This is a genomic window from Kitasatospora sp. NPDC088134 (assembly GCF_044741705.1).
In the GTDB taxonomy this organism is placed as follows: Bacteria; Actinomycetota; Actinomycetes; order Streptomycetales; family Streptomycetaceae; genus Kitasatospora.
Window position 1 is genome coordinate 424,277 of record NZ_JBIUTD010000003.1, and the last position, 20,170, is coordinate 444,446.

At 74.8% G+C, this 20,170-nt stretch carries 17 protein-coding genes; 6 read left to right on the plus strand and 11 right to left on the minus strand.

From position 1 onward, the window contains the following. Positions 1 to 9 precede the first annotated feature (9 nt). Positions 10 to 669, minus strand: a complete 660-nt coding sequence (locus ACIOHG_RS07725; RefSeq protein ID WP_400946600.1) for a Pr6Pr family membrane protein — start codon at positions 667 to 669, stop codon at positions 10 to 12. A 247-nt stretch (positions 670 to 916) separates the two neighbouring features. Next, a complete protein-coding gene (locus ACIOHG_RS07730; RefSeq protein WP_400946603.1) occupies positions 917 to 1,696 on the minus strand; it encodes a GNAT family N-acetyltransferase in 780 nt (259 codons plus the stop codon). Between the two features lie 130 nt (positions 1,697 to 1,826). On the opposite strand from ACIOHG_RS07730, the gene ACIOHG_RS07735 reads away from it, so the two are divergent. The 4 genes from ACIOHG_RS07735 (at position 1,827) to ACIOHG_RS07750 (ending at position 7,690) form a co-directional block, all read left to right on the plus strand. Further along, a complete protein-coding gene (locus ACIOHG_RS07735; protein WP_400946605.1) occupies positions 1,827 to 2,987 on the plus strand; it encodes a CaiB/BaiF CoA transferase family protein in 1,161 nt (386 codons plus the stop codon). A 47-nt stretch (positions 2,988 to 3,034) separates the two neighbouring features. After that, complete coding sequence (locus ACIOHG_RS07740; RefSeq protein ID WP_400946608.1) at positions 3,035 to 4,177, plus strand: acyl-CoA dehydrogenase family protein; 1,143 nt, start codon at positions 3,035 to 3,037, stop codon at positions 4,175 to 4,177. 82 nt (positions 4,178 to 4,259) lie between these two features. Continuing rightward, the gene (locus ACIOHG_RS07745) at positions 4,260 to 5,480 is read left to right on the plus strand and encodes an acetyl-CoA C-acetyltransferase (protein ID WP_400946611.1); all 1,221 of its coding nucleotides are present in this window, start codon (positions 4,260 to 4,262) and stop codon (positions 5,478 to 5,480) included. A gap of 41 nt (positions 5,481 to 5,521) precedes the next feature. Next, positions 5,522 to 7,690: a 3-hydroxyacyl-CoA dehydrogenase NAD-binding domain-containing protein gene (locus ACIOHG_RS07750; protein WP_400946613.1), complete on the plus strand. Its 2,169-nt coding sequence runs from the start codon at positions 5,522 to 5,524 to the stop codon at positions 7,688 to 7,690. Here the strand turns inward: ACIOHG_RS07750 and ACIOHG_RS07755 are convergent. The 7 genes from ACIOHG_RS07755 to ACIOHG_RS07785 all read right to left on the minus strand — a co-directional run bounded on the left by ACIOHG_RS07755 (position 7,678) and on the right by ACIOHG_RS07785 (position 15,035). Then, a complete protein-coding gene (locus ACIOHG_RS07755; protein ID WP_400946724.1) occupies positions 7,678 to 8,424 on the minus strand; it encodes a MerR family transcriptional regulator in 747 nt (248 codons plus the stop codon). The two genes, ACIOHG_RS07750 and ACIOHG_RS07755, sit on opposite strands and share 13 nt — an antisense overlap. Positions 8,425 to 8,504: 80 nt before the next feature. Next, positions 8,505 to 9,992, minus strand: coding sequence for a hypothetical protein (locus ACIOHG_RS07760; protein WP_400946615.1), 1,488 nt, complete (start codon positions 9,990 to 9,992; stop codon positions 8,505 to 8,507). Positions 9,993 to 10,055: 63 nt separating this feature from the next. Further along, positions 10,056 to 11,072 (minus strand): isopenicillin N synthase family dioxygenase, encoded by a 1,017-nt coding sequence (locus tag ACIOHG_RS07765; protein WP_400946617.1) that lies wholly within the window; start codon positions 11,070 to 11,072, stop codon positions 10,056 to 10,058. 120 nt (positions 11,073 to 11,192) lie between these two features. Continuing rightward, positions 11,193 to 11,267, minus strand: coding sequence for a putative leader peptide (locus tag ACIOHG_RS07770; RefSeq protein ID WP_399171238.1), 75 nt, complete (start codon positions 11,265 to 11,267; stop codon positions 11,193 to 11,195). Between the two features lie 110 nt (positions 11,268 to 11,377). After that, entirely contained in the window at positions 11,378 to 11,935 is a 558-nt protein-coding gene (locus ACIOHG_RS07775; protein ID WP_400946620.1) for a DinB family protein, read from the minus strand. 63 nt (positions 11,936 to 11,998) lie between these two features. Continuing rightward, positions 11,999 to 12,409, minus strand: a complete 411-nt coding sequence (locus ACIOHG_RS07780; protein ID WP_400946622.1) for a VOC family protein — start codon at positions 12,407 to 12,409, stop codon at positions 11,999 to 12,001. Between the two features lie 214 nt (positions 12,410 to 12,623). Beyond that, complete coding sequence (locus ACIOHG_RS07785) at positions 12,624 to 15,035, minus strand: ATP-binding cassette domain-containing protein (protein WP_400946624.1); 2,412 nt, start codon at positions 15,033 to 15,035, stop codon at positions 12,624 to 12,626. 146 nt (positions 15,036 to 15,181) lie between these two features. On the opposite strand from ACIOHG_RS07785, the gene ACIOHG_RS07790 reads away from it, so the two are divergent. Together ACIOHG_RS07790 and ACIOHG_RS07795 are read left to right on the plus strand one after the other, a co-directional pair. After that, complete coding sequence (locus ACIOHG_RS07790; RefSeq protein ID WP_400946626.1) at positions 15,182 to 17,458, plus strand: hypothetical protein; 2,277 nt, start codon at positions 15,182 to 15,184, stop codon at positions 17,456 to 17,458. Further along, a complete protein-coding gene (locus tag ACIOHG_RS07795) occupies positions 17,448 to 18,812 on the plus strand; it encodes a hypothetical protein (RefSeq protein ID WP_400946628.1) in 1,365 nt (454 codons plus the stop codon). The genes ACIOHG_RS07790 and ACIOHG_RS07795 overlap by 11 nt, the downstream gene beginning before the upstream one ends. A gap of 66 nt (positions 18,813 to 18,878) precedes the next feature. Here ACIOHG_RS07795 and ACIOHG_RS07800 read toward each other — a convergent pair whose 3' ends face one another. Beyond that, complete coding sequence (locus ACIOHG_RS07800; protein WP_400946631.1) at positions 18,879 to 19,361, minus strand: hypothetical protein; 483 nt, start codon at positions 19,359 to 19,361, stop codon at positions 18,879 to 18,881. Between the two features lie 31 nt (positions 19,362 to 19,392). After that, positions 19,393 to 20,169: a TIGR03084 family metal-binding protein gene (locus ACIOHG_RS07805; protein WP_400946634.1), complete on the minus strand. Its 777-nt coding sequence runs from the start codon at positions 20,167 to 20,169 to the stop codon at positions 19,393 to 19,395. Position 20,170 lies beyond the last annotated feature (1 nt).

The window sequence follows — 20,170 nt, forward strand, 5'->3', positions numbered from 1 at the left end:
GGAGGGGTGTCAGGCGGCGTCCGGGGTGGGGGCCGGGGACGGGGTGCGGCGGAGCTTGGTGCCGAGGCGGTCGAGGCCGATGACCAGGGCGCCCAGGACGACGAACTCGACGGTGAGCTGGAGCATCTGGAGGCCCACCCAGCCGTAGCCGTGCTCGGTCGGGTCGAGGAAGAAGTAGGGGTAGCGGACCGGGAAGTCCGGGAAGAGCATCGCGCGGCCCTCGGTGAGGAAGGCGTAGCCGAGCGGGAACGACAGCCAGAGCGGCAGGTCGCGCCAGCGGGAGGCGTTGCGCGGGGAGAGCACCAGCCAGTCCGCGAGCACCATCAGCGGGGTGGTGTAGTGCAGGAAGAAGCTCGACCAGTGCTGCAGCCGGTCCGGGCCGGAGACCAGGCCGGGCAGCGGGTTCGCGCCGTGGTTGAGCAGCACGTGCGCGACGATGCCGGTGATGGTGATGTACAGCACGGCGGCGCCGCGCAGGCGCGGGGCCGGGGCGTCGACGGTGTTCCGCTTCAGCATCCAGTACGCGGCGCCCAGGAAGTAGCCGAGCACGATCACGTTGCTCTGGAGGGTGAAGTACACCAGCGAGCTGTTGCTGGTGAATATCCCCAGGAACGCGGAGAGCACGATGGCGCAGCGCCACCACAGGGCGGGACGGGTCCGGACGGTCATGCGGTCACCGGTGTTCGTTTCGGCGGTGCCCCCCGTGGGCACGACTGATCGCCGCACTCTACCCGCCGCCCCGCCGCGCCGAGAAGATCACCCGGCCCGGGCGGGCACCGGGGCGCCGCAGGTCCGGGTCGGCGCGGACGCGCCCGGGTGGCGGAACAGGTCCCAGGTGCCGCCGCAGTCCGCCCGGGCCGCCGCACGGCGGTGAGCTGCGCCGCAGCGGAGGCCGCAGCGGCCCGCCCGGGGGCGCTCAGGGCGTGCGGAAGCCCCGGAAGACCACCTCGCGGCGGACGGCGAAACCGAGCCGCCGGTACAGCTCCAGCGCCGGGTTGCCCGCCGCCACGTGCAGGAACGGGCGCTCGCCGCGGGCGGTGATCCGGGCCGCCACCTCGCCCACCAGGTGGGCGGCGTGGCCCCGGCCGCGGGCCTCGGGGGCGGTGCAGACCGCCGACACCTCGGTGAAGCCGGGCGGGCGCAGCCGCTCCCCGGCCATCGCCACCAGCGCCCCGCCCTCGCGCACCCCCAGGTAGCTGCCGAACTCCCGGGTGCGGGGCCGGAACGGGCCCGGCCTGGTCCGCTCCACCAGGTCCAGCATCTCCGGGACGTCGGCCGGGCCCAGCTCGACCAGCTCGGCGCCCGCCCGCAGCGGTGGCCGGACGGTCTCCCGCTGCACCAACTGGAAGCCCTCCAGGGTGAATTCGGGTTCCCAGTGGGCGGGCGGCAGCGCCGGGCAGCTGAACAGGTCGGCGAAGGCGCCGGCGCCGAGCAGCTCCACCAGGTCGTCCCAGGACCCGGCCGCCGGGCTCCCGGCCCCCGAACCCCCGGTCACCGCACAGAAGGTGGACACCTCGGGGTCGTAGCGCACCGCGTTCCCGTGCCGCCGGGCCAGGTGCGCGTGCGCCCCGGCGAGCGAGGCCGCCACCGGGTCGTCCAGCACGGCTTCGTCGGGCCGCCCGGGGCCGTCGGGAGCGGAAGCGTCGAGGTCGTGCACGGTCGGGTACCCCCTCGGGTCGACGGTTCTCCGTCCCATGATCGCGCACCCGGCCTGGGCCGCCGCCGAACACCCGCCGAACACCCGCGCAGGCCCCTTGTTACCGGCGGGTCACGTGCCTATCATCGCCACTGTGACAGCTTCACTGTCAAACCCTGGGAGACGGTCGATGACGACCCCCGCACCACCCGCCGCGCCCACCCCCGCCACCCGCCCCGCCGGTCCGCTCGCGGGCGTCCGGGTCCTGGAACTCGCCGGCATCGGGCCCGGCCCGTTCGCCGCCATGCTGCTCGCCGACCTGGGGGCGGACGTGGTCCGGGTCGACCGGCCCGGCGGGCAGACCCTGGGGCCGGCCCCGGAGCAGGACCTGACGAACCGGAACAAGCGGTCCGTGCTGGTCGACCTGAAGTCCGCCGAGGGCCCCGGCCTGGTGCTCGAACTCGCCGCCCGCGCCGACCTGTTGATCGAGGGCTACCGCCCGGGCGTGGCCGAGCGGCTGGGCGTCGGGCCCGCGGACTGCCTGGCCTGCAACCCGGCCCTGGTGTACGGCCGGATGACCGGCTGGGGGCAGGACGGCCCGCTCGCCGCCCGGGCCGGGCACGACGTCACCTACCTGGCGACCTCCGGCCTGCTCGGCCTGATCGGCGCGCCGGACGGCCCCCCGGCGATCCCGGCGAACCTGCTGGGCGACTACGCGGGCGGCTCGCTCTACCTGGTGGTCGGCCTGCTCGCCGCCCTGCACCACGCCCGCGCCACCGGCACCGGCCAGGTGGTGGACGCCGCGATCGTCGACGGCGCCGCCCACCTGTCCACCCTGCTCTGGGGCCTGCTCGGCGCCGGCCTCTGGCAGGACCGCCGGGGCGTCAACCTGCTGGACGGCGGCGCCCCCTGGTACGGGACCTTCGCCACCTCGGACGGGCGGTGGATGGCCGTCGGCCCGCTGGAGCCGCAGTTCTACGCCGAGTTCGCCCGCCTGCTGGACCTCGGCGCGGACGCCCCCGAACAGTACGACCTGGCCCGCTGGCCCGAGCTCCGCGAACGGATCGCCGCACGCTTCGCCACCCGCACCCAGGCCGAGTGGACCGAGCTGTTCACGGCCCACGATGCCTGCGTCGCACCGGTCCTGACGCTCCGTCAGGCCGCCGAGCACCCGCACCTGACCGCCCGCGGCAGCTACACCGTCCAGGACGGCACCCCGCAGCCCGGCACCGCACCCCGCTTCTCCGCCACTCCCGCCGCCCTGCGTACCCCGCCCCCCGCCCCGGGCGCGCACACCGCCGAGGTGGCCCGCGACTGGGCCGTCCCGGCTCTCGACCCGAAAATCGCCTGACGCACCGTCAACTCCCTTACTCCGCACGTCTCCCGAAGGGACCCACGTTGCAGCGCGAGCTCTACACCGAGGAACACGAGGACTTCCGTGAGACCGTCCGGGCCTTCCTCGCCAAGGAGGTCACCCCGCACCACGCCCGCTGGGAGCAGCAGGGCGTGGTCGACCGCTCCGCCTGGCTGGCCGCCGGGAAGGCCGGACTGCTCGGCATCGCCGTGGACGAGCGGTACGGCGGCGGTGGCGCGCCGGACTTCCGGTTCGCCGCGGTGCTGGCCGAGGAGTTCGTCCGGGCCGGGGCGAGCGGCCTGGCGATCGGCCTGCACAACGACATCATCGGCCCCTACCTGACCGGCCTGGCCGACGAGGAGCAGAAGGAGCGCTGGCTGCCCGGCTTCTGCTCCGGCGAGCTGATCAGCGCCATCGCGATGACCGAGCCCGACACCGGCTCCGACCTGCAGGCGATCCGCACCACCGCGGTCGACGCCGGCGACCACTACCTGCTGAACGGCGCCAAGACCTTCATCTCCAACGGCATCCTCGCCGACCTGGTCGTGGTGGTGGCGAAGACCACCGCCGAGGGCGGCGCGCACGGCCTGAGCCTGCTGGTGGTGGAGCGCGGCATGCCGGGCTTCGAGCGCGGCCGCAACCTCGACAAGATCGGCCAGAAGGCCCAGGACACCGCCGAGCTGTTCTTCCACGACGTCCGGGTGCCGAAGGCCAACCTGCTCGGCGAGGAGCACCAGGGCTTCCTGTACCTGATGCGCAACCTGGCCCAGGAGCGGCTGGCGATCGCGGTCGCCGCCATCGCGGCCGCCGAGTTCCTGGTCGAGGAGACCACCGGGTACGTCAAGCAGCGCACCGCGTTCGGCCGCCCGCTGGCCAAGCTCCAGCACGTCCGCTTCGAGATCGCCGAACTCGCCACCGAGTGCGCCGTCACCCGGGCCTTCGTGGACCGCTGCGTGACCGAGCACAACAAGTACGCGCTGACCCCGGTGGACGCCTCGATGGCCAAGTGGTGGGCCACCGAACTGCAGAAGCGCACCGCCGACCGCTGCCTGCAGCTGCACGGCGGCTCCGGCTACATGAGCGACAGCGCGGTCGCCCGGGCGTTCACCGACGGGCGCGTCCAGACCATCTACGGCGGCACCACCGAGATCATGAAGGAGATCATCGGCCGCTCCCTGCTCGCCTGAAGCCCGCCCCCGGAGCCCGACCCCCCGAAGCCCGACCCCTCCGAAGCCCGCCCGCACCCTCCGCCCGAAAGGCATCTCCACCGTGACCACCGAAGCGTACGTCTACGACGCGATCCGCACCCCGCGCGGACGCGGCAAGCAGACCGGCTCCCTGCACGGCACCAAGCCGATCGACCTGGTGGTCGGCCTGATCCACGAGCTGCGCCGCCGGTTCCCGACCCTGGACCCGGCCGCGATCGACGACATCGTGCTCGGCGTGGTCAGCCCGATCGGCGACCAGGGCTCCGACATCGCCCGGGTCGCGGCGATCGCCGCCGGGCTGCCCGACACCGTCGCGGGCGTGCAGGAGAACCGCTTCTGCGCGTCCGGCCTGGAAGCCGTCAACCTGGCGGCGGCGAAGGTCCGTTCGGGCTGGGAGGACCTGATCCTGGCCGGCGGCGTCGAGTCGATGTCCCGGGTGAAGATGGGCTCGGACGGCGGCGCCTGGTTCGCCGACCCGATGACGGCCTACGAGACCGGCTTCGTCCCGCAGGGCATCGGCGCCGACCTGATCGCCACCGTCGAGGGCCTGTCCCGCACCGACGTGGACGCGTTCGCCGCCGAGTCGCAGGCCCGGGCCGCCAAGGCGCAGGCCGACGGCCTGTTCGACCGCTCGGTGGTGCCGGTGCTGGACCGCAACGGCCTGGTGGTGCTCGGCCGCGACGAGTTCATCCGCCCCGGCACCACCGTCGAGTCGCTGGCCGGCCTGAAGCCGTCCTTCGCCGACATCGGCGAGCTCGGCGGCTTCGACGCCGTCGCGCTGCAGAAGTACCACTGGGTGGAGTCGATCGACCACGTCCACCACGCCGGCAACTCCTCCGGCATCGTGGACGGCGCCGCCCTGGTGGCGATCGGGTCGAAGGAGGTCGGCGAGCGCTACGGCCTCACCCCGCGGGCCCGGATCGTCTCCGCCGCGGTCTCCGGCTCCGAGCCCACCATCATGCTCACCGGCCCGGCCCCCGCCACCCGCAAGGCCCTGGCCAAGGCCGGGCTGACCGCCGCCGACATCGACCTGGTCGAGATCAACGAGGCGTTCGCCGCCGTCGCGCTCCGCTTCATGCGCGAACTCGGCTTCCGGCACGACCAGGTGAACGTCAACGGCGGCGCGATCGCGCTCGGCCACCCGCTCGGCGCGACCGGCGCGATGCTGATCGGCACCCTGATCGACGAACTGGAGCGCCGCGACCTGCGCTACGGCCTGGCCACCCTGTGCGTCGGCGGCGGCATGGGCATCGCCACCGTGATCGAACGCATCAGCGCCTGACCACCCGTCAACTCACGTACTCACCCAAGGACTTCACAGACATGACCGACGTGAGCAGCCCCATCCGCTGGGAGCAGGACCAGGGCGGCGTGGTCACCCTCGTCCTCGACGACCCGGCCCAGTCCGCCAACACCATGAACGCCGCCTTCACCGACGCGCTGGAGGCGACCGTCGAACGGCTCGCCACCACCGCGGAGTTGACCGGCGTCATCATCACCTCGGCGAAGAAGACCTTCTTCGCCGGCGGCGACCTCAAACTGCTCTCCGCCGTCGGCCCCGCCGACGCCGAGCAGGTGTTCGCCAACTCGATGCGGATCAAGCGCGCGCTGCGCAGGCTGGAGACCCTCGGCAAGCCGGTGGTCGCCGCGATCAACGGCGCCGCGCTCGGCGGCGGCCTGGAGATCGCCCTCGCCTGCCACCACCGGATCGCCCTGGACGCGCCCGGCAGCAAGATCGGCCTGCCCGAGGTCACCCTCGGCCTGCTGCCCGGCGGCGGCGGCGTGGTCCGCACCGTCCGGATGCTCGGCATCACCGACGCCCTGCTCAAGGTCCTGCTGCAGGGCCGGCAGTACCGTCCGGCGCAGGCCCTGGAGAACGGCCTGGTGCACGAACTCGCCGCCACCGCCGAGGAGATGGACGCCAAGGCGCGCGCCTTCGTCGCCGCGAACCCGGTCGCCGCCCAGCCCTGGGACGCCCAGGGGTACAAGATCCCCGGCGGTACGCCCAGCACCCCGGCGTTCGCCGCCAACCTGCCGGCCTTCCCGGCCAACCTGCGCAAGCAGCTGAACGGCGCGCCCTACCCGGCGCCGCGCAACATCCTGGCCGCCGCGGTGGAGAGCAGCCAGGTCGACGTGGACACCGCCTTCGCGATCGAGGCCCGGTACTTCACCGAACTCGCCTGCGGGCCCACCTCGAAGAACATGATCCAGGCCTTCTTCTTCGACCTCCAGGCCGTCAACTCCGGTGCCTCCCGCCCGAGTTCGGCGCCCGCGTGGCAGGCGTCCAAGGTCGCGGTGCTGGGCGCCGGCATGATGGGCGCGGGCATCGCGTACTCCTGCGCCAAGGCCGGGCTCGAAGTCCTGCTCAAGGACGTCACCTTGGAGGCCGCCGAACGCGGAAAGGCCTACAGCGCGGGCCTGTTGGACAAGCAGGTGGCGCGCGGCCGGACGACCGCCGAGGAGCGCGCGGCGTTCCTGGCCCGGATCACCCCCACCGCCGACCCCGCCGACCTGGCCGGCTGCGACACCGTCATCGAGGCGGTCTTCGAGAACCCCGAGCTCAAGCACAAGGTGTTCCAGGAGATCCAGCACCTGGTCGCCCCCGACGCGCTGCTCTGCTCCAACACCTCCACCCTCCCGATCGGCCTGCTCGCCGAGGGCGTCGACCGGCCGGTCGACTTCATCGGCCTGCACTTCTTCTCGCCGGTCGACAAGATGCCGCTGGTCGAGATCATCCGCGGCCCGCAGACCGGCGACGCGGCGCTGGCCCGCGCCTTCGACCTGGTCCGGCAGATCCGCAAGACCCCGATCGTGGTCAACGACTCCCGCGGCTTCTTCACCTCCCGGGTGATCGGCCAGTTCCTCAACGAGGGCGTCGCCATGATCGGCGAGGGCCTCGACCCGTCCTCCGTCGAGCAGGCCGCCGCCCAGGCCGGCTACCCCGCCAAGGTGCTCTCGCTGCTGGACGAGCTGACCCTCACCCTGCCCCGCAAGATCCGCAACGAGACCCGGCGCGCCGTCGAGGAGGCCGGCGGCAGCTGGACCGTCCACCCCGGCGAGGTGGTGATGGACCGGATGCTCGACGAGTTCGACCGCCCCGGCCGCAGCGGCGGCGCCGGCTTCTACGAGTACGAGAACGGCAGGCGCACCCGGCTCTGGCCCGGCCTGCGCGAGCACTTCGTCAGGGAGGGCGCGGAGATCCCGTTCGAGGACATGAAGGAGCGGATGCTGTTCGCCGAGGCGATCGACTCGATCCGCTGCCTCGACGAGAACGTGCTCACCTCGGTCGCCGACGCCAACATCGGCTCGATCCTGGGCATCGGCTTCCCCGCCTGGACCGGCGGCGTCCTGCAGTACGTCAACGGCTACCCGGGCGGCCCGGCCGGCTTCACCGCCCGCGCCCGCGAACTCGCCGCCGCCTACGGCGAGCGCTTCACCCCGCCCGCCTCGCTGGTCGCGCTCGCCGAGCGCGGCGGACGCTACGCGGACTGACCGTCCTCCCGGCCCGCCTCCTCCCGGGGGCGGGCCAGCTCCTCCGCCAGCGAACGCTGGAAGGCCGTGACCAGCGCCTGCACCACCATCGGCTGGATGCGGTCGGTCAGCTCCTTCATCCGCTCCAACTCGGCCGGCTCCGGGGCGCTCTCCCGGTACGGGCGCCACACCGTGTCCCGGAACAGCCGGTGCAGGTCGTGCGCGGTGGCCTGGCTGTGCAGCCGCACCACCGCACGCGCCGCCACCAGGGTCTCCAGCGGGATCGGCACGTCCAGCACCCGCACCCCCAGCGGCAGCAGGCCCGGCTCGACCTTGAACACCTCCGGGTCCTCGGTGCGGTGCAGCGCGCCCATCGCCGCCAGCCGGTCCAGCTCGGCGTCCGACAGCGCCCGCCCGGTCCGCCGCTCCAACTGCGCGCGGCTCGCCTCCTCGGCCGACTCCGGCGTCCAGGAGGCCACCAGCGCCCGGTGGATCGCCAAGTCCAACTCGCCGATGTCCTGCGGGAGTTGCGCCAGGTAGCGTTCGATCGCGGCCAGCGTCAGGCCCTGCCGCTGCAACTCCTCGATCAGCTCCAGCCGCCCCAGGTGCTCGGCCCCGTACAACCCCACCCGGCGCGGCCCCAGCTCCGGCGGCGGCAGCAGCCCCTTGGCCCCGTAGAACCGCAGCGTCCGCACCGTCACCCCGGCCCGCGCCGCCAACTCGTCCACCGTGAACCGCGGCCCCGCGCCACCCATCGCACCCCAGCCCTCGCACCAGCACCACTGTGACACCAGCAGTGTGACACCGGCCGCCACCACCCCGCCAGGACCGGCCGTCAGCAGCTCGGCGCCGTCGAGTCGCTGATCCGGTACTGCTCGCGCTTCACGTTCAGGGTGTCGCCGGTCCGGACGTCCCACAGCGCGGCCCAGTCCCCGGCGGCCGGGAAGACCAGGTACGGATGCTCCGCGACCGGCGGGGCCCCGTCCCAGCCGCCCTCGCCGACCGCGCGCAGGCAGACCCGGCGCGGGGCGATGCCGAAGTACGGGGTGGGCTGCCGGCCGTCCCGGGCCTGCTGCTGGGTGGTGGCCGCGGCGCGCGAGGCGGGGACGATGATCTGCGACCAGTACAGCGCGAGGACGCCGGAGAAGGCGACGAACAGGAGCGCGGAGGCGACCGCCAGCCCGCCGAAGGTCCGGAAGGCGTGCAGGTGGCGGGCGTAGCCGAGCAGGGACACGGCCACCAGCGGGCCGGCCACCACGACCAGCGCCTTGCCGTCGGCGATCACCTGCCAGATACCCGGGACCTGCGCGTCCTCCCGGTTCAGCCCGAACCCGTCCAGGTAGAAGGCGTGCAGCGAGAAACCGAATCCGGGCAGCCCGACCAGCAGGATCGGCAGCAGGGCCGGCACCAGCCAGGCGGCGGTCGCCTGCCAGCTCAGACCGCGCAGCAGCAACCGCAGGCCGTTGCCGCAGAGCAGGATGCCGATCCCGACCAGGGTCGCGGGCCACAGCTTCGGCCACACCCCGGCGGTGAGGGCCGTCGCCGCCGCGAGGAGCAGTGCGACGGCGGCGCCGACCGCACCCGCCACCACCGGGCTGTGCCGGGGCCCGACCGCCCAGTGGGCCGAGTGGACGACCACCACGCCGGTCGCCCCGCCGCACAGTGCGGCGACCACCAGTCCAACGGCCCAGGCCGGGGCGCCGAGGTGCAGCCCGCCGAGCAGCAGCCCGGTCAGCAGGACCAGGATCAGCAGACCGCTCGCCAGCGGAACCGCCACCCGGCCCGGCAGCACCGGGGCCCCGGTCCGGCCGGGCCGGTCCAGTTCGGCGCCGGCCGGCCGCGGCAGGCCGTCCGCCGGTGGCAGGGCGACACCGGGCAGGGCCCGGACGGCCTCGGCCTCGGCCCGGGCGCGAATGTCCGGGCCGGGCGGCAGGAACACCTCCCGGCCGGTGTCGTACAGCCTGGTCCGGGCCGCCAGCGAGCCGAACCGGGTCGGCCACCCCACCGGCCGCTGGACGAAGTACCGCCCGCGCGGCGGCTCCTCGTGCACGATCGGCTCCTGCAGCCGCAGATCGGCCTCGGCCGGGCTGCGGGCCGCCAGCCTGCCCAGGGTCAGGCGTGCCGCCAGGGCCGCGCCCGCCCGCGAACCCGTCACGCCCGCCTCGACCAGCCAGCGGGCCCGGCGCGGCCCGTCCTCCTCCAGCACCGTCACCACCCAGCCGTGGCCCTCCAGCGCTTCGGCCAGCTTCGCCCGGCCCTTGGCCGTGCCGGTCACTTCCACGTCCATCCGGAACCAGTGGTCGTACGCGTCGTACGCGATCATCCCGCCCCTCCCTGTGTCGGAGCGGGAAACCTACCCGGCCGGTCGGACAGCGAACGTCGCAGATCAGCCCGTCGGGAGCAGGTCGGCGTGGTGGCGGCGGGTGACCGCCGGGTGGGCGCGGGCGTAGCCCTTCAGCTCGTTGAAGCCGAAGTCGGCGTGCAGGGGGTTGGCGGGGTCCTCGGTGATGCCCGGGGCGTGGTGGGCGTGCGGGAAGTCGAGCGGGGCGATGTGGGCGTCCAGGCGGGGGTTGTAGAAGAAGGGGACGGAGAAGCGTTCGCGGGCGGCGGGCGGGGAGACCACCCGGTGCGAGGTGGCGCGCAGGTAGCCGTCGGTGGCGACTTCGAGGAGTTCGCCGAGGTTGACCACGAAGGCGCCGTCCAGCGGCGGCACGTCGAGGAAGGTGCCGTCCGGACGCTCGACCTGGAGGCCGCCGACGGTGTCCTGCAGGAGCAGGGTGATGAAGCCGTAGTCCTTGTGGGTGCCGACGCCCTGCGGGGCGCCGTCCGGGGCGGTTCCGGGGTAGCGGACCAGCTTGAGGTGCAGGTGGGGGTGCGGGGCGAAGGCGTCGTCGTAGAAGTCCGGGCGGGCGCCGATCGAGGCCAGCAGCGCGTGCAGCAGGCGGTGGCCCACCCCGTCCAGGCGGTCGATCCAGTGCAGGGCGGCGGTGCGCAGCTCCGGCAGGGCGGCGGGCCACTGGTTGGGCCCCTCCAGCCACCAGTACGCGGGCTCGCCCGGGGCGGGCACGTGCGGGGGCAGCTCGGTGCCGATGTCGAGCTGGTCGCGCCAGTCCCGGCTGCCGCCGGTCCGCTCGTCGCCGGTCCGGGTGTAGCCCCGGAAGTGCGGCGAGTTGAGGTTGCTGACGGCGAGCCGGTCGGCCTCCGGGAGGGCGAAGAACGCCCGCATCGCCGAGGTCAGGGCGGCCGTCTCGGCGGCGGTGACGCCGTGCCCGACGAGCTGGAAGAAGCCGACGCCGGTCGCGGCGTCGCGCAGCTCGCGGTGGAGCCGGTCCCGGTCGGCGGGGCCGCCGTCGGCCAGCGACAGGTCGATCACGGGGAGGGAGGTGGGGTGCTGCAGCGTCATGGGTGTGCGTCCGCGGTGAACGAGCCCCGGCGGGGTCGGCGGGTCGCGCCGGACGGGCCGGGGGAGACGGGTGCCCAGGCGGTCCGCGATGGCGGAGGGCGGGGCGGGGGGAGGACGAAGTCAGCCGGAGCGTCGACAGGACATGCTGATCACGCGGCACAGGTCCACGTGGCGGCGGCTGACGAGAAGAAGCACCCCACCAGGTTACAACCCCCGCCCGGAACCGCCCCGACCTCCCTGGAACCCCGGCCTCCCCGGAACCGCCCCGGCCTCCCCGGAACCCGATTGCGCTGTCAGTGCCCCCGTCAGTACCCCGTCGCGCCGTCGACGCGCTCGCGCAGCAGGTCGGCGTGGCCGTTGTGGCGCGCGTACTCGGCGAGCAGGTGCACCAGGATGCGGCGCAGCGAGACCGGCTGCCCGCTCGCCTTGTGGATGCCGGTGGCGTCCAGCGAGGGGGCCTCGGCGGCGATCCGGCGGGAGTGCTCGACCTGGGAGCGCCAGACGGCCAGGTCCGCGGCGAAGTCGCCGTCGAGCCGCTCGAAGTCCTGCTCCGGGTCGTCGTCCGAGTAGTAGAGCTGCGGCCGGGACTCGTCGCCGGCGAACTGGATCTCCAGCCACCACTGCTCGACCCCGGCGAGGTGCCGGACCAGCCCGTGCAGGCTCAGCCCGGACGGCGGCACCAGCCGCTCGGACAGCTGCTCCACCGGGACGCCCGCGCACTTCAGCGCGAAGGTCTCCCGGTGGAAGTCCAGGTAGGAGGTGAGGATCTCGCGCTCGTCGCCGACCAGCGGCGGCGTCTCGCGGCCGTCGGCGGCGGCCCACGGCTGGGCCAGGTTCAGGGGCGGTGCGGTCGGTTCGGTCATGGCCACCACCCTGCCAGGCCCCGCCGACAGCCGGGCCCGCCGACAGCCGGGCCCGTCCGGCGGTCAGCCCCGCGGCTCGCCCCGGTAGGTGCCGAAGGACCAGCGGTTGCCCTCCGGGTCGCGGACCGCGAAGTCCCGCGACCCGTAGTCGGTGTCGTGCAGCGGGGACGTCACCTCGGCGCCGTGCGCGACGGCCCGGGCGAACAGCGCGTCCGGGTCGTCGGTCACCACGTACGCGCCGAAGCTGCCGGGGTGCAGCGGCCACGGGTCGTCCGGGTCCTCGTCCCGGGCCGAGCCGAGCATGATCCCGCCGCCGAGCGGCCAGCTCAGCTGCGCGTGCTGCACCAGGTCGCCGTCGGCGTGCACGGCGGTCGCCTCGAAGCCGAACGCCTCGACCAGGAACGCGATCAGTGCCCGGGCGTCGCGCGCCCGCAGGGTCGGCCACACCTGCGGGGGCGGGGGAACGGCGGTCATCTGCGGCCTCCTCGCGGCACGGGTCCCTCCACCCTAGGGGCCCGTGCCGCGCCCGGGGAGCTCCGCCGCGCCGACAGGAACCTGACGGTCGGTCAGTGCCCTCACCGACCTCGGCCGCTCCCTGATCGACGTCCTCGACACCGCCTGCGCCTGGGCCCGCACCCACCAGGACGACCTGGCGGAGCACTGACCCGGCGCAGGGCCGGCCGGGGCGTCAGGCGCCGACGTACTCGGCGAGGTGCTGGCCGGTGAGAGTGGTCCGGTCGGCGATCAGGGCGGCGGGGGTGCCCTCGAAGACGACGGTGCCGCCGTCGTGGCCGGCGCCCGGGCCGAGGTCGATGATCCAGTCGGCGTGCGCCATCACGGCCTGGTGGTGCTCGACGACGATGACGGACTTGCCGGAGTCGACCAACCGGTCGAGCAGGCCGAGGAGTTGCTCGACGTCGGCCAGGTGCAGGCCGGCGGTGGGTTCGTCCAGGACGTAGACGTCGCCCTTGTCGGCCAACTGCGCGGCCAGCTTGAGGCGCTGGCGCTCGCCGCCGGAGAGGGTGGTGAGCGGCTGACCGAGCGTCAGGTAGCCCAGGCCGACGTCGACCAGGCGGGTCAGGACGGTGTGCGCGGCGGGCGTGCGGGCCTCGCCGGCGGCGAAGAACGCGGCGGCCTCGTCCACCGACATCGCCAGCACCTCGGCGATGTTCCGGCCGCCGAGCCGGTACTCCAGCACCGCCGCCTGGAAGCGCTTTCCCGCGCACTCCTCGCAGACCGTCGCCACCCCGGCCATCATCCCCAGGTCGGTGTAGACCACCCCGGCGCCGTTGCAGGCCGGGCAGGCGCCCTCGGAGTTGGCGCTGAACAGGGCCGGCTTGACGCCGTTCGCCTTGGCGAAGGCCTTCCGGATCGGCTCCAGCAGGCCCGAGTACGTGGCCGGGTTGGAGCGCCGCGAACCCCGGATCGGGCTCTGGTCGATCGCCACCACGCCCTCGGGCGCACCGCCCTTCAGCGCGGCCCCGCTGACCAGCGAGCCGTGCACCAGCGAGCTCTTCCCGGAGCCCGCCACCCCGGTCACCACCACCAGCACGCCCAGCGGCACGTCCACGTCCACGTCCCGCAGGTTGTGCGCGTCCGCCCCGCGGATCTCCAACACCCCGGTGGGAGTGCGGACTTCGGACTTCACCGCGGCCCGGTCGTCGAAGTGCCGCCCGGTGACGGTGTCGCTGCCGCGCAGGCCGTCCACGCTGCCCTCGAAGCAGACCGTGCCGCCCCCGGAGCCCGCGCCCGGCCCCAGGTCGACCACGTGGTCGGCGATCGCGATGGTCTCCGGCTTGTGCTCCACCACCAGCACCGTGTTGCCCTTGTCGCGCAGCCGCCGCAGCAGCCCGTTCATCCGCCGGATGTCGTGCGGGTGCAGGCCGGTGGTCGGCTCGTCGAAGACGTACGTGACGTCGGTCAGCGAGGACCCGAGGTGCCGGATCATCTTCACCCGCTGCGCCTCGCCGCCCGACAGCGTCCCCGCCGGGCGGTCCAGCGACAGGTAGCCGAGGCCGATCTCGGTGAAGGAGTCCAGCACCTGGCCCAGCGAGACCAGCAGCGGCCCCACTGAGGGCTCGTCCAACTCTCGTACCCAGTCCGCGAGATCACTGATCTGCAGGGCGCACGCGTCGGCGATCGAGATCCCCCGGATCTTCGCCGAGCGGGCCCCCTCGCTCAGCCGGGTGCCGCCGCAGTCCGGGCAGGTGGTGAAGGCGACCGCCCGGTCCACGAACTCCCGGACGTGCGGCTGCAGCGCCGCCCGGTCCTTGGACAGCATCGACTTCTGGATGCGCAGCACCAGGCCCTCGTAGGTCATGTTGATGCCGGCGATCTTCATCCTGGTCGGCTCCAGGTACAGGAAGTCGTGCAGTTCCTTCTCCCCGTACGCGCCGATCGGCTTGTCCGGGTCGACCAGGCCGGACTCGGTGTACAGCCGGTAGTTCCAGCCGCCCGGCTTGTAGCCGGGGATGGTCAGCGCGCCCTCGTTCAGCGACTTCGTGCCGTCGTACAGCTGCCCCAGGTCGATGTCCGAGACGCTGCCGCGCCCCTCGCAGCGCGGACACATGCCGCCCGCCCGCCCGAACGTCCGCTTCTCGGTCGTGGTGCCCTCGCCGCGCTCCACCGTGATCGCCCCCGCCCCGTGCACCGTCGGCACGTTGAAGGAGAAGGCCGGCGGCGGTCCGACGTACGGGTCGCCGAGCCGGCTGAACAGGATGCGCAGCATCGCGTTGGCGTCCGTCGCGGTGCCCACGGTCGACCGCGGGTCGGCGCCCATCCGCTGCTGGTCCACGATGATCGCGGTGGTCAGGCCCTCCAGCACGTCCACGTCGGGGCGGGCCAGCGTCGGCATGAAGCCCTGGACGAAGGCGCTGTACGTCTCGTTGATCAGCCGCTGCGACTCCGCCGCGACCGTCCCGAACACCAGCGAGCTCTTGCCCGACCCGGACACCCCGGTGAACACCGTCAGCCGGCGCTTCGGCAACTCGACGCTGACGTCCTTCAGGTTGTTCACCCGGGCCCCGTGCACCCGGATCAGGTCGTGGCTGTCCGCCGCGTGCTCCCCGCCCGTCCCGCCCGGCCGTCCCGCACCGCTCATCGTCCTCGTCCCTCCGTCCGGCGGCGCCCGTGGCGGCCCCGCCGCCCCGCATCCAACCACCCCGAACCGTCAGGAACCGGCAGGAGTCGATTCTCGTCCGAACCATGCGCGGGTAAAGTGACCGGCCGAACCACGGGGAGACACCGATGCGGACACCGGAACGGACAGCGGGACGGCGGCGGCCACCCGCTCGAGCGGCACTCGCGGCCGCCGCACTCACCGCCGTACTCACCACTGCGCTGCTGCTCACCGGCACCGGCCCGGCCGCGGCCGCCGACCCGAGCATCCCGCCCACCGCGAGCGCCGCACCCACCGCGGGCGCCGCACCCACCGCCGCGGGCGCGGCGTCCGGTGCCGGGCGGCTCGCCGACAGCGCCCCGCAGGCCGAGCGCCTCGCCGCCGAACTGCGCCGCGACCCGGTCTGGATCTCCCCGGACATCCCGCGCCAGGTGCCCCGCTCGCTCGCCCCGCAGTTCGCGGCCCTCGCCGCCCGCACCGGCGTCCCCACCTACGTGCTGGTGCTGCCCGACGCCGACGCCTCGCTGCTCGCGCTGGTGCACGACCAGCTCGGCCGGGACGGCCTGTACGTGCTGGTGCAGAAGTACGGCGGCGTCACCGTCTCCGCGTTCGGCGTGAACCTCCCCACCGCCGACGACGCCCGCCGGATCGCCAACCACGTCACCCCGTACGACGCCGGGCCGACCGCCGCCCTCGCCGCCTTCGTGGACGCGCTCGCCCTGAGCCCGGACCAGGCCGCCGCCAAGGCCCGGGCGCTGTCCGACCACGACGACTACCCGGACGGGCGGTACATCTCTGCCACCGACCGGCAGAACCAGAACCTGCTGCTGGGCAACGCGATCGTGGTGATCCCCGGCCTGGTGCTCGCCCTCGGACTGTGGCTGGCGAGCCGTCGGCGCCGCAGCGCCCCGGTGACCGGGAAGCCCGCCGTCGCGCTCACCAAGGGGCCCGCGAAGGCCGTGAAGAGCACGAAGAACGCGAAGGCAGTGAAGACCGCCAAGGACGCGAAGCCGCCGGTCGCCCCGGCCGGGGCGGTGCTGCGCAGCACCGCCGTCCTGCTGACGCTGGCCGCCACCGTCGCCGCCGTGTTCGCCGTGGTGCTGGCCGCGCCCAAGGTGTTCCCGCAGACCGTCGACGGCCCCGACCTCGACGTGACCAAGGCCGACCTGCACGCCCGGATCGACGAGGCGGGCGCCGCGTTCGGCGCCGGGAACGTCTACCAGGACGCGTCCGTCCGCAACCCGTTCACCCCGGCCGAGCTGGCGGCCGTCCAGCAGCGGATCACCGCGCTCGCCGCCAAGACCCCGGTCTACCTGCTGTTCACGCCCTCCGGCAGCGACGACGAGAGCGGCGGCGACGGCGACACCCTGCTCTACCAGACCTACCGGAGCACCGGCCGGGAGGGCGTGTACGTCCAGGTCGACCCGGGGCGGGGCTACCTCCAACTCGCCGAGTTCCGCACCGCCGGCACCGACGTCGAGAGCCGGTTCGGCTACTCCGACCGCTATCCCGACCGCAGCGCCGCCAACGGCGACCTGCAGCTCCCGAACCGGCTGAACCGGCTCCTGGACGCCGTGGACGCGGCCAAGGCCACCGGCAAGTCGAACACCGGCCGCGGCAGCGCCCGCGCCGAACTCCCCGAGGTGGCCGGCAACAGGTTGCCGCCGCTGTTCAGCAGCGACTTCGGGCCCGGCATCACCCTCGGCGCGCTGCTGCTCCTGGTCCTGCTGCTGCTCGCCTGGGGCCTGATCGCCGCCGTCCGGGCCGTGGTCCGCCGCCGCCGCGCCAGGGCCGAGGACCCGTCCCGCGCGCTCCCCGGCGGCCCGCCGCGGCACACCGAGGCGCAGCCGACGGTCCGCCAGCTCCGCCTCTGGGCCGCCGCGGACGTCCAGGCCCTCGCCGCGCTGGTCGCCGCCGCCGAGCAGGACGCCCCCGGCCGGGCCACCGCCTGGGACTGCCTGGACGCCGCCGAACTGCTGCTCGGTGACGGCCGGCAGCGCACCGCCGCCCCCGGCGACCTGGCCGCCGCCGCGGTCCTCGCCCGGGCCGGCGCCGACGCCCTCCAGGGGCAGTCGGACCAGCGGCTCTGCCGGCTCAACCCGCTGCACGGCGGCGCCACCGGCGGCAAGGCCCCGTCCTGGTTCGCCGAGGCCGGACTCGGCCCCGCGGCCACCGCCCGGCTCTGCCCCGACTGCCACGCGGCCTTCCGCCGCACCGGCGCCCACCGCGGCCTCCCCAACGACCGGGTCGGCCGCGAACAGGTCGACCGGCTGCTGCTGCGCCTGCCCGGCGCCGACGACCGCAGCCGCACCGGCTGGTCCGAAGCCGGAGAGATCCTGCCCGCCGCGCTCGACGGCCTCGACGCACTCGTCCTCCGGGCCCGGGAGTCCGCCAGTGTCCAGTGACCGCCCCACGCACCCGTCCGCCGCGCCCCGCTCCGCCGCGCCCCGGCCCGCCGCGCTGCTGACCGCGCTCCTGCTGGCCGCCGCCGCGCTGCTCGGCCCGGTCGCGGTGCTCGGCCCCGCCGCGCCCGCCCGGGCCGCCACCGGCGCCCCCAGCACCGCCACCGGCGCCAGCATCGCCGAGGCGCTGAAGAGCGCCCCCGTGTACGTCGACCCGGCCTTCGCCGCCGCCGTCACCCCCGCCCAGCAGCAGCAGCTCGCCGACCAGATCGCCGCCACCGGCCTGCCCGTCAAGGTGGTGCTGGTGCCGCTGCAGAAGGGCGACGCCTTCGACGGCAGCTCCAAGGCGCTCGCCGAGGTGGTGCAGCAGCGCCTCGGGCAGTCCCCGCTGATCCTGCTCACCAGCGACGACTATGGCAGCTGGCTGCGCGGCACCGAGTGGCCCGCCGACACCCACCAGGTCCGCGACTCCGCCACCGCCGTCGGCATGCTCAAGGAGCTCAAGGACGCCGGTCTCACCGCGAAGGTCTCCCGGGCGATCGAGCTGATCAGCACCGGCAAGGGCACCGAGGTCTACAAGGCCGAGACCGCCCGGCTCGACCGCGAGTACTCGGCCCGCCCGCACACCGACGACAGCGCCGCCGCCCCGGGCGGCTCCGGCGGCTCGCACACCGCCCTGTTCGCGGGCGTCGCCGCCCTGGTGGTCGCCCTCGCCGTCGGCGCCGGCCTGTACGCGCGCCGCCGCCGGGCGCCCCGGCACACCGCCTTCAGCTTCCCCGACGCCGTGTTCGCCGCCGACCGGGCCGCCGACGAGGCCGGACTGCGCCGGCAGGCCGCCGACGAGGTGCTCGCCCTCGGCGCGGCCGTGGACGCCGCCGACGGCGCCACCACCCCCGGCCTGGCCCGCGCCCTGGACGCCTACGACGCGGCCGGCCGGGTGCTGGACGCCGCGCGGGACATCCCCGACCTGGCCGGTGTGCTCGCGCTGGCCGCGGAGGGCCGCGCCGCCCTCGGCACCGGGCCGGCCCTCCCGCTCTGCTTCTTCGACCCCCGCCACGGCGCCGCCGAACGCCGCACCACCTGGCGGCCGCTCGGCCGCCGCGAGCGCGTCGACGTGGCCGCCTGCGCGGACTGCGTCCAGGCCCTGCGCGCCCGCCGCGCCCCCCAGGTGCTGGCCGTCCGCGAACAGGGCCGCACCGTCCCCTACTTCGAAGTCCCCGCCGACCGCAGCCTGTGGGCCGCCACCGGCTACGGCTCACTGCTCTCCGGCCCCGAGGACACCCTCGCCGCCCGGGTCGGCACCGGCGCGTTCAGCCGCACCCGCGGCACCGAACGCGGGGAGGGGCGCACCGGCTGAGGTTTCCGGCCGGCGCGTCCGGGGGCGGTCGTCCGGGGCGCGTCCGGGGACGTCGTCCGGGGCCCGTCAGGAGTGGAGCGTCCAGGGCCAGCCGGAGGCCGCCTCCCCGGCGGTGCGGCCCGCGCCGGTGCCCGGGTGGACCTCGGCGGCGGCCCCGCGTCCGGCGAGCAGGAGGCGCAGCCACTCGGCCTCCGGCAGGGTGGCGGGCAGGCCGGGGCCGGCCAGCAGGTCCGCCACCCGGCCGGCCTCGCCGAGCGACAGCGGCCACACCGTGCGCAGCACCCGCAGCACCGGGACCCGGCCCGCCGACGGCTCGACCAGCCGCAGCAGCACCGTCCCGTGCCGCTCGACCAGCGGGCCGCGGACCCAGTCGGGCGTGTCCGCGTCGCCGAAGCCCAGGCACATCATCGCGTCGCAGGCCGTGCAGTCGAACTCGGCGTCCCAGCGCAGCCGCTCCTCGCGGAGGAACTGCCCGACGCCGAGCCGCCCGGCCGCCGCCGCGCCGCATGTGCCGCACTCCACCACGACCTCGGCACCCCAGCTCGCCATGCCCGCCTCCCGGTCCGTTCCGTCCATCCTCTCAGCGCAGCGGTTTCCGGCCCTCCCCGGGCGGGCCCGCGAACACCTGGGCGATCGGCAGCCAGGCCCGGGCGGCGTCGCCCTCGGCGGTCAGCGCGAGGTCGTCGCGGTGTCGGCGCTGGGTCACCAGCAGGCAGAAGTCCAGCGCCGGACCGCTCACCCGGTCGGCCGCGTCCTCCGGCCCCCAGTGCCACAACTCGCCGCCGGGGGAGCGCAGTTCGAACCGGAACGGGACGTCCGGGGCCGGGAGCCCGTGCGCGGCGAAGGCGAAGCCGACGGTGCGCACCCCGAGGTGGGCGACGTGCCGCAGCCGGTCGGTCGGGACGCGCTCCGCACCCAGCGCGTCGGCCACGTCCTGCCCGTGCGCCCAGGTCTCCATCAACCGGGCCGTCAGCATCGACCGGGCCTTCATCGGCGGCCCGAACCACGGCAGCCGGACGTCCGCCGGCACCGCCGCCAGCACCCGCGCGACCTCGGCCCGACCCGCCCGCCACCGACCCAGCAGCCCGGCCGGGTCCTCCCCGGCACCCTCCGCCGCGCCCCGGTCCACGGCGGCCAGGCCGTCCGTGAACTCCCGGCCGAGCGCGGCGGCGAAACCCTCCGGGTCGGTGGCCGCGAGCAGCGTCCAGCGGTCCGTCCAGGCCAGGTGCGCCACCTGGTGCGCGACCGTCCACCCCACGGCCGGCGTCCCCACCGCCAGCCCATCGGCGTCCAACCCGCCCACCAGCCCGTCCAGTTCGTCCCCCTCCGCCAGCAGGTCCGCCACCAGCCCGTCCATC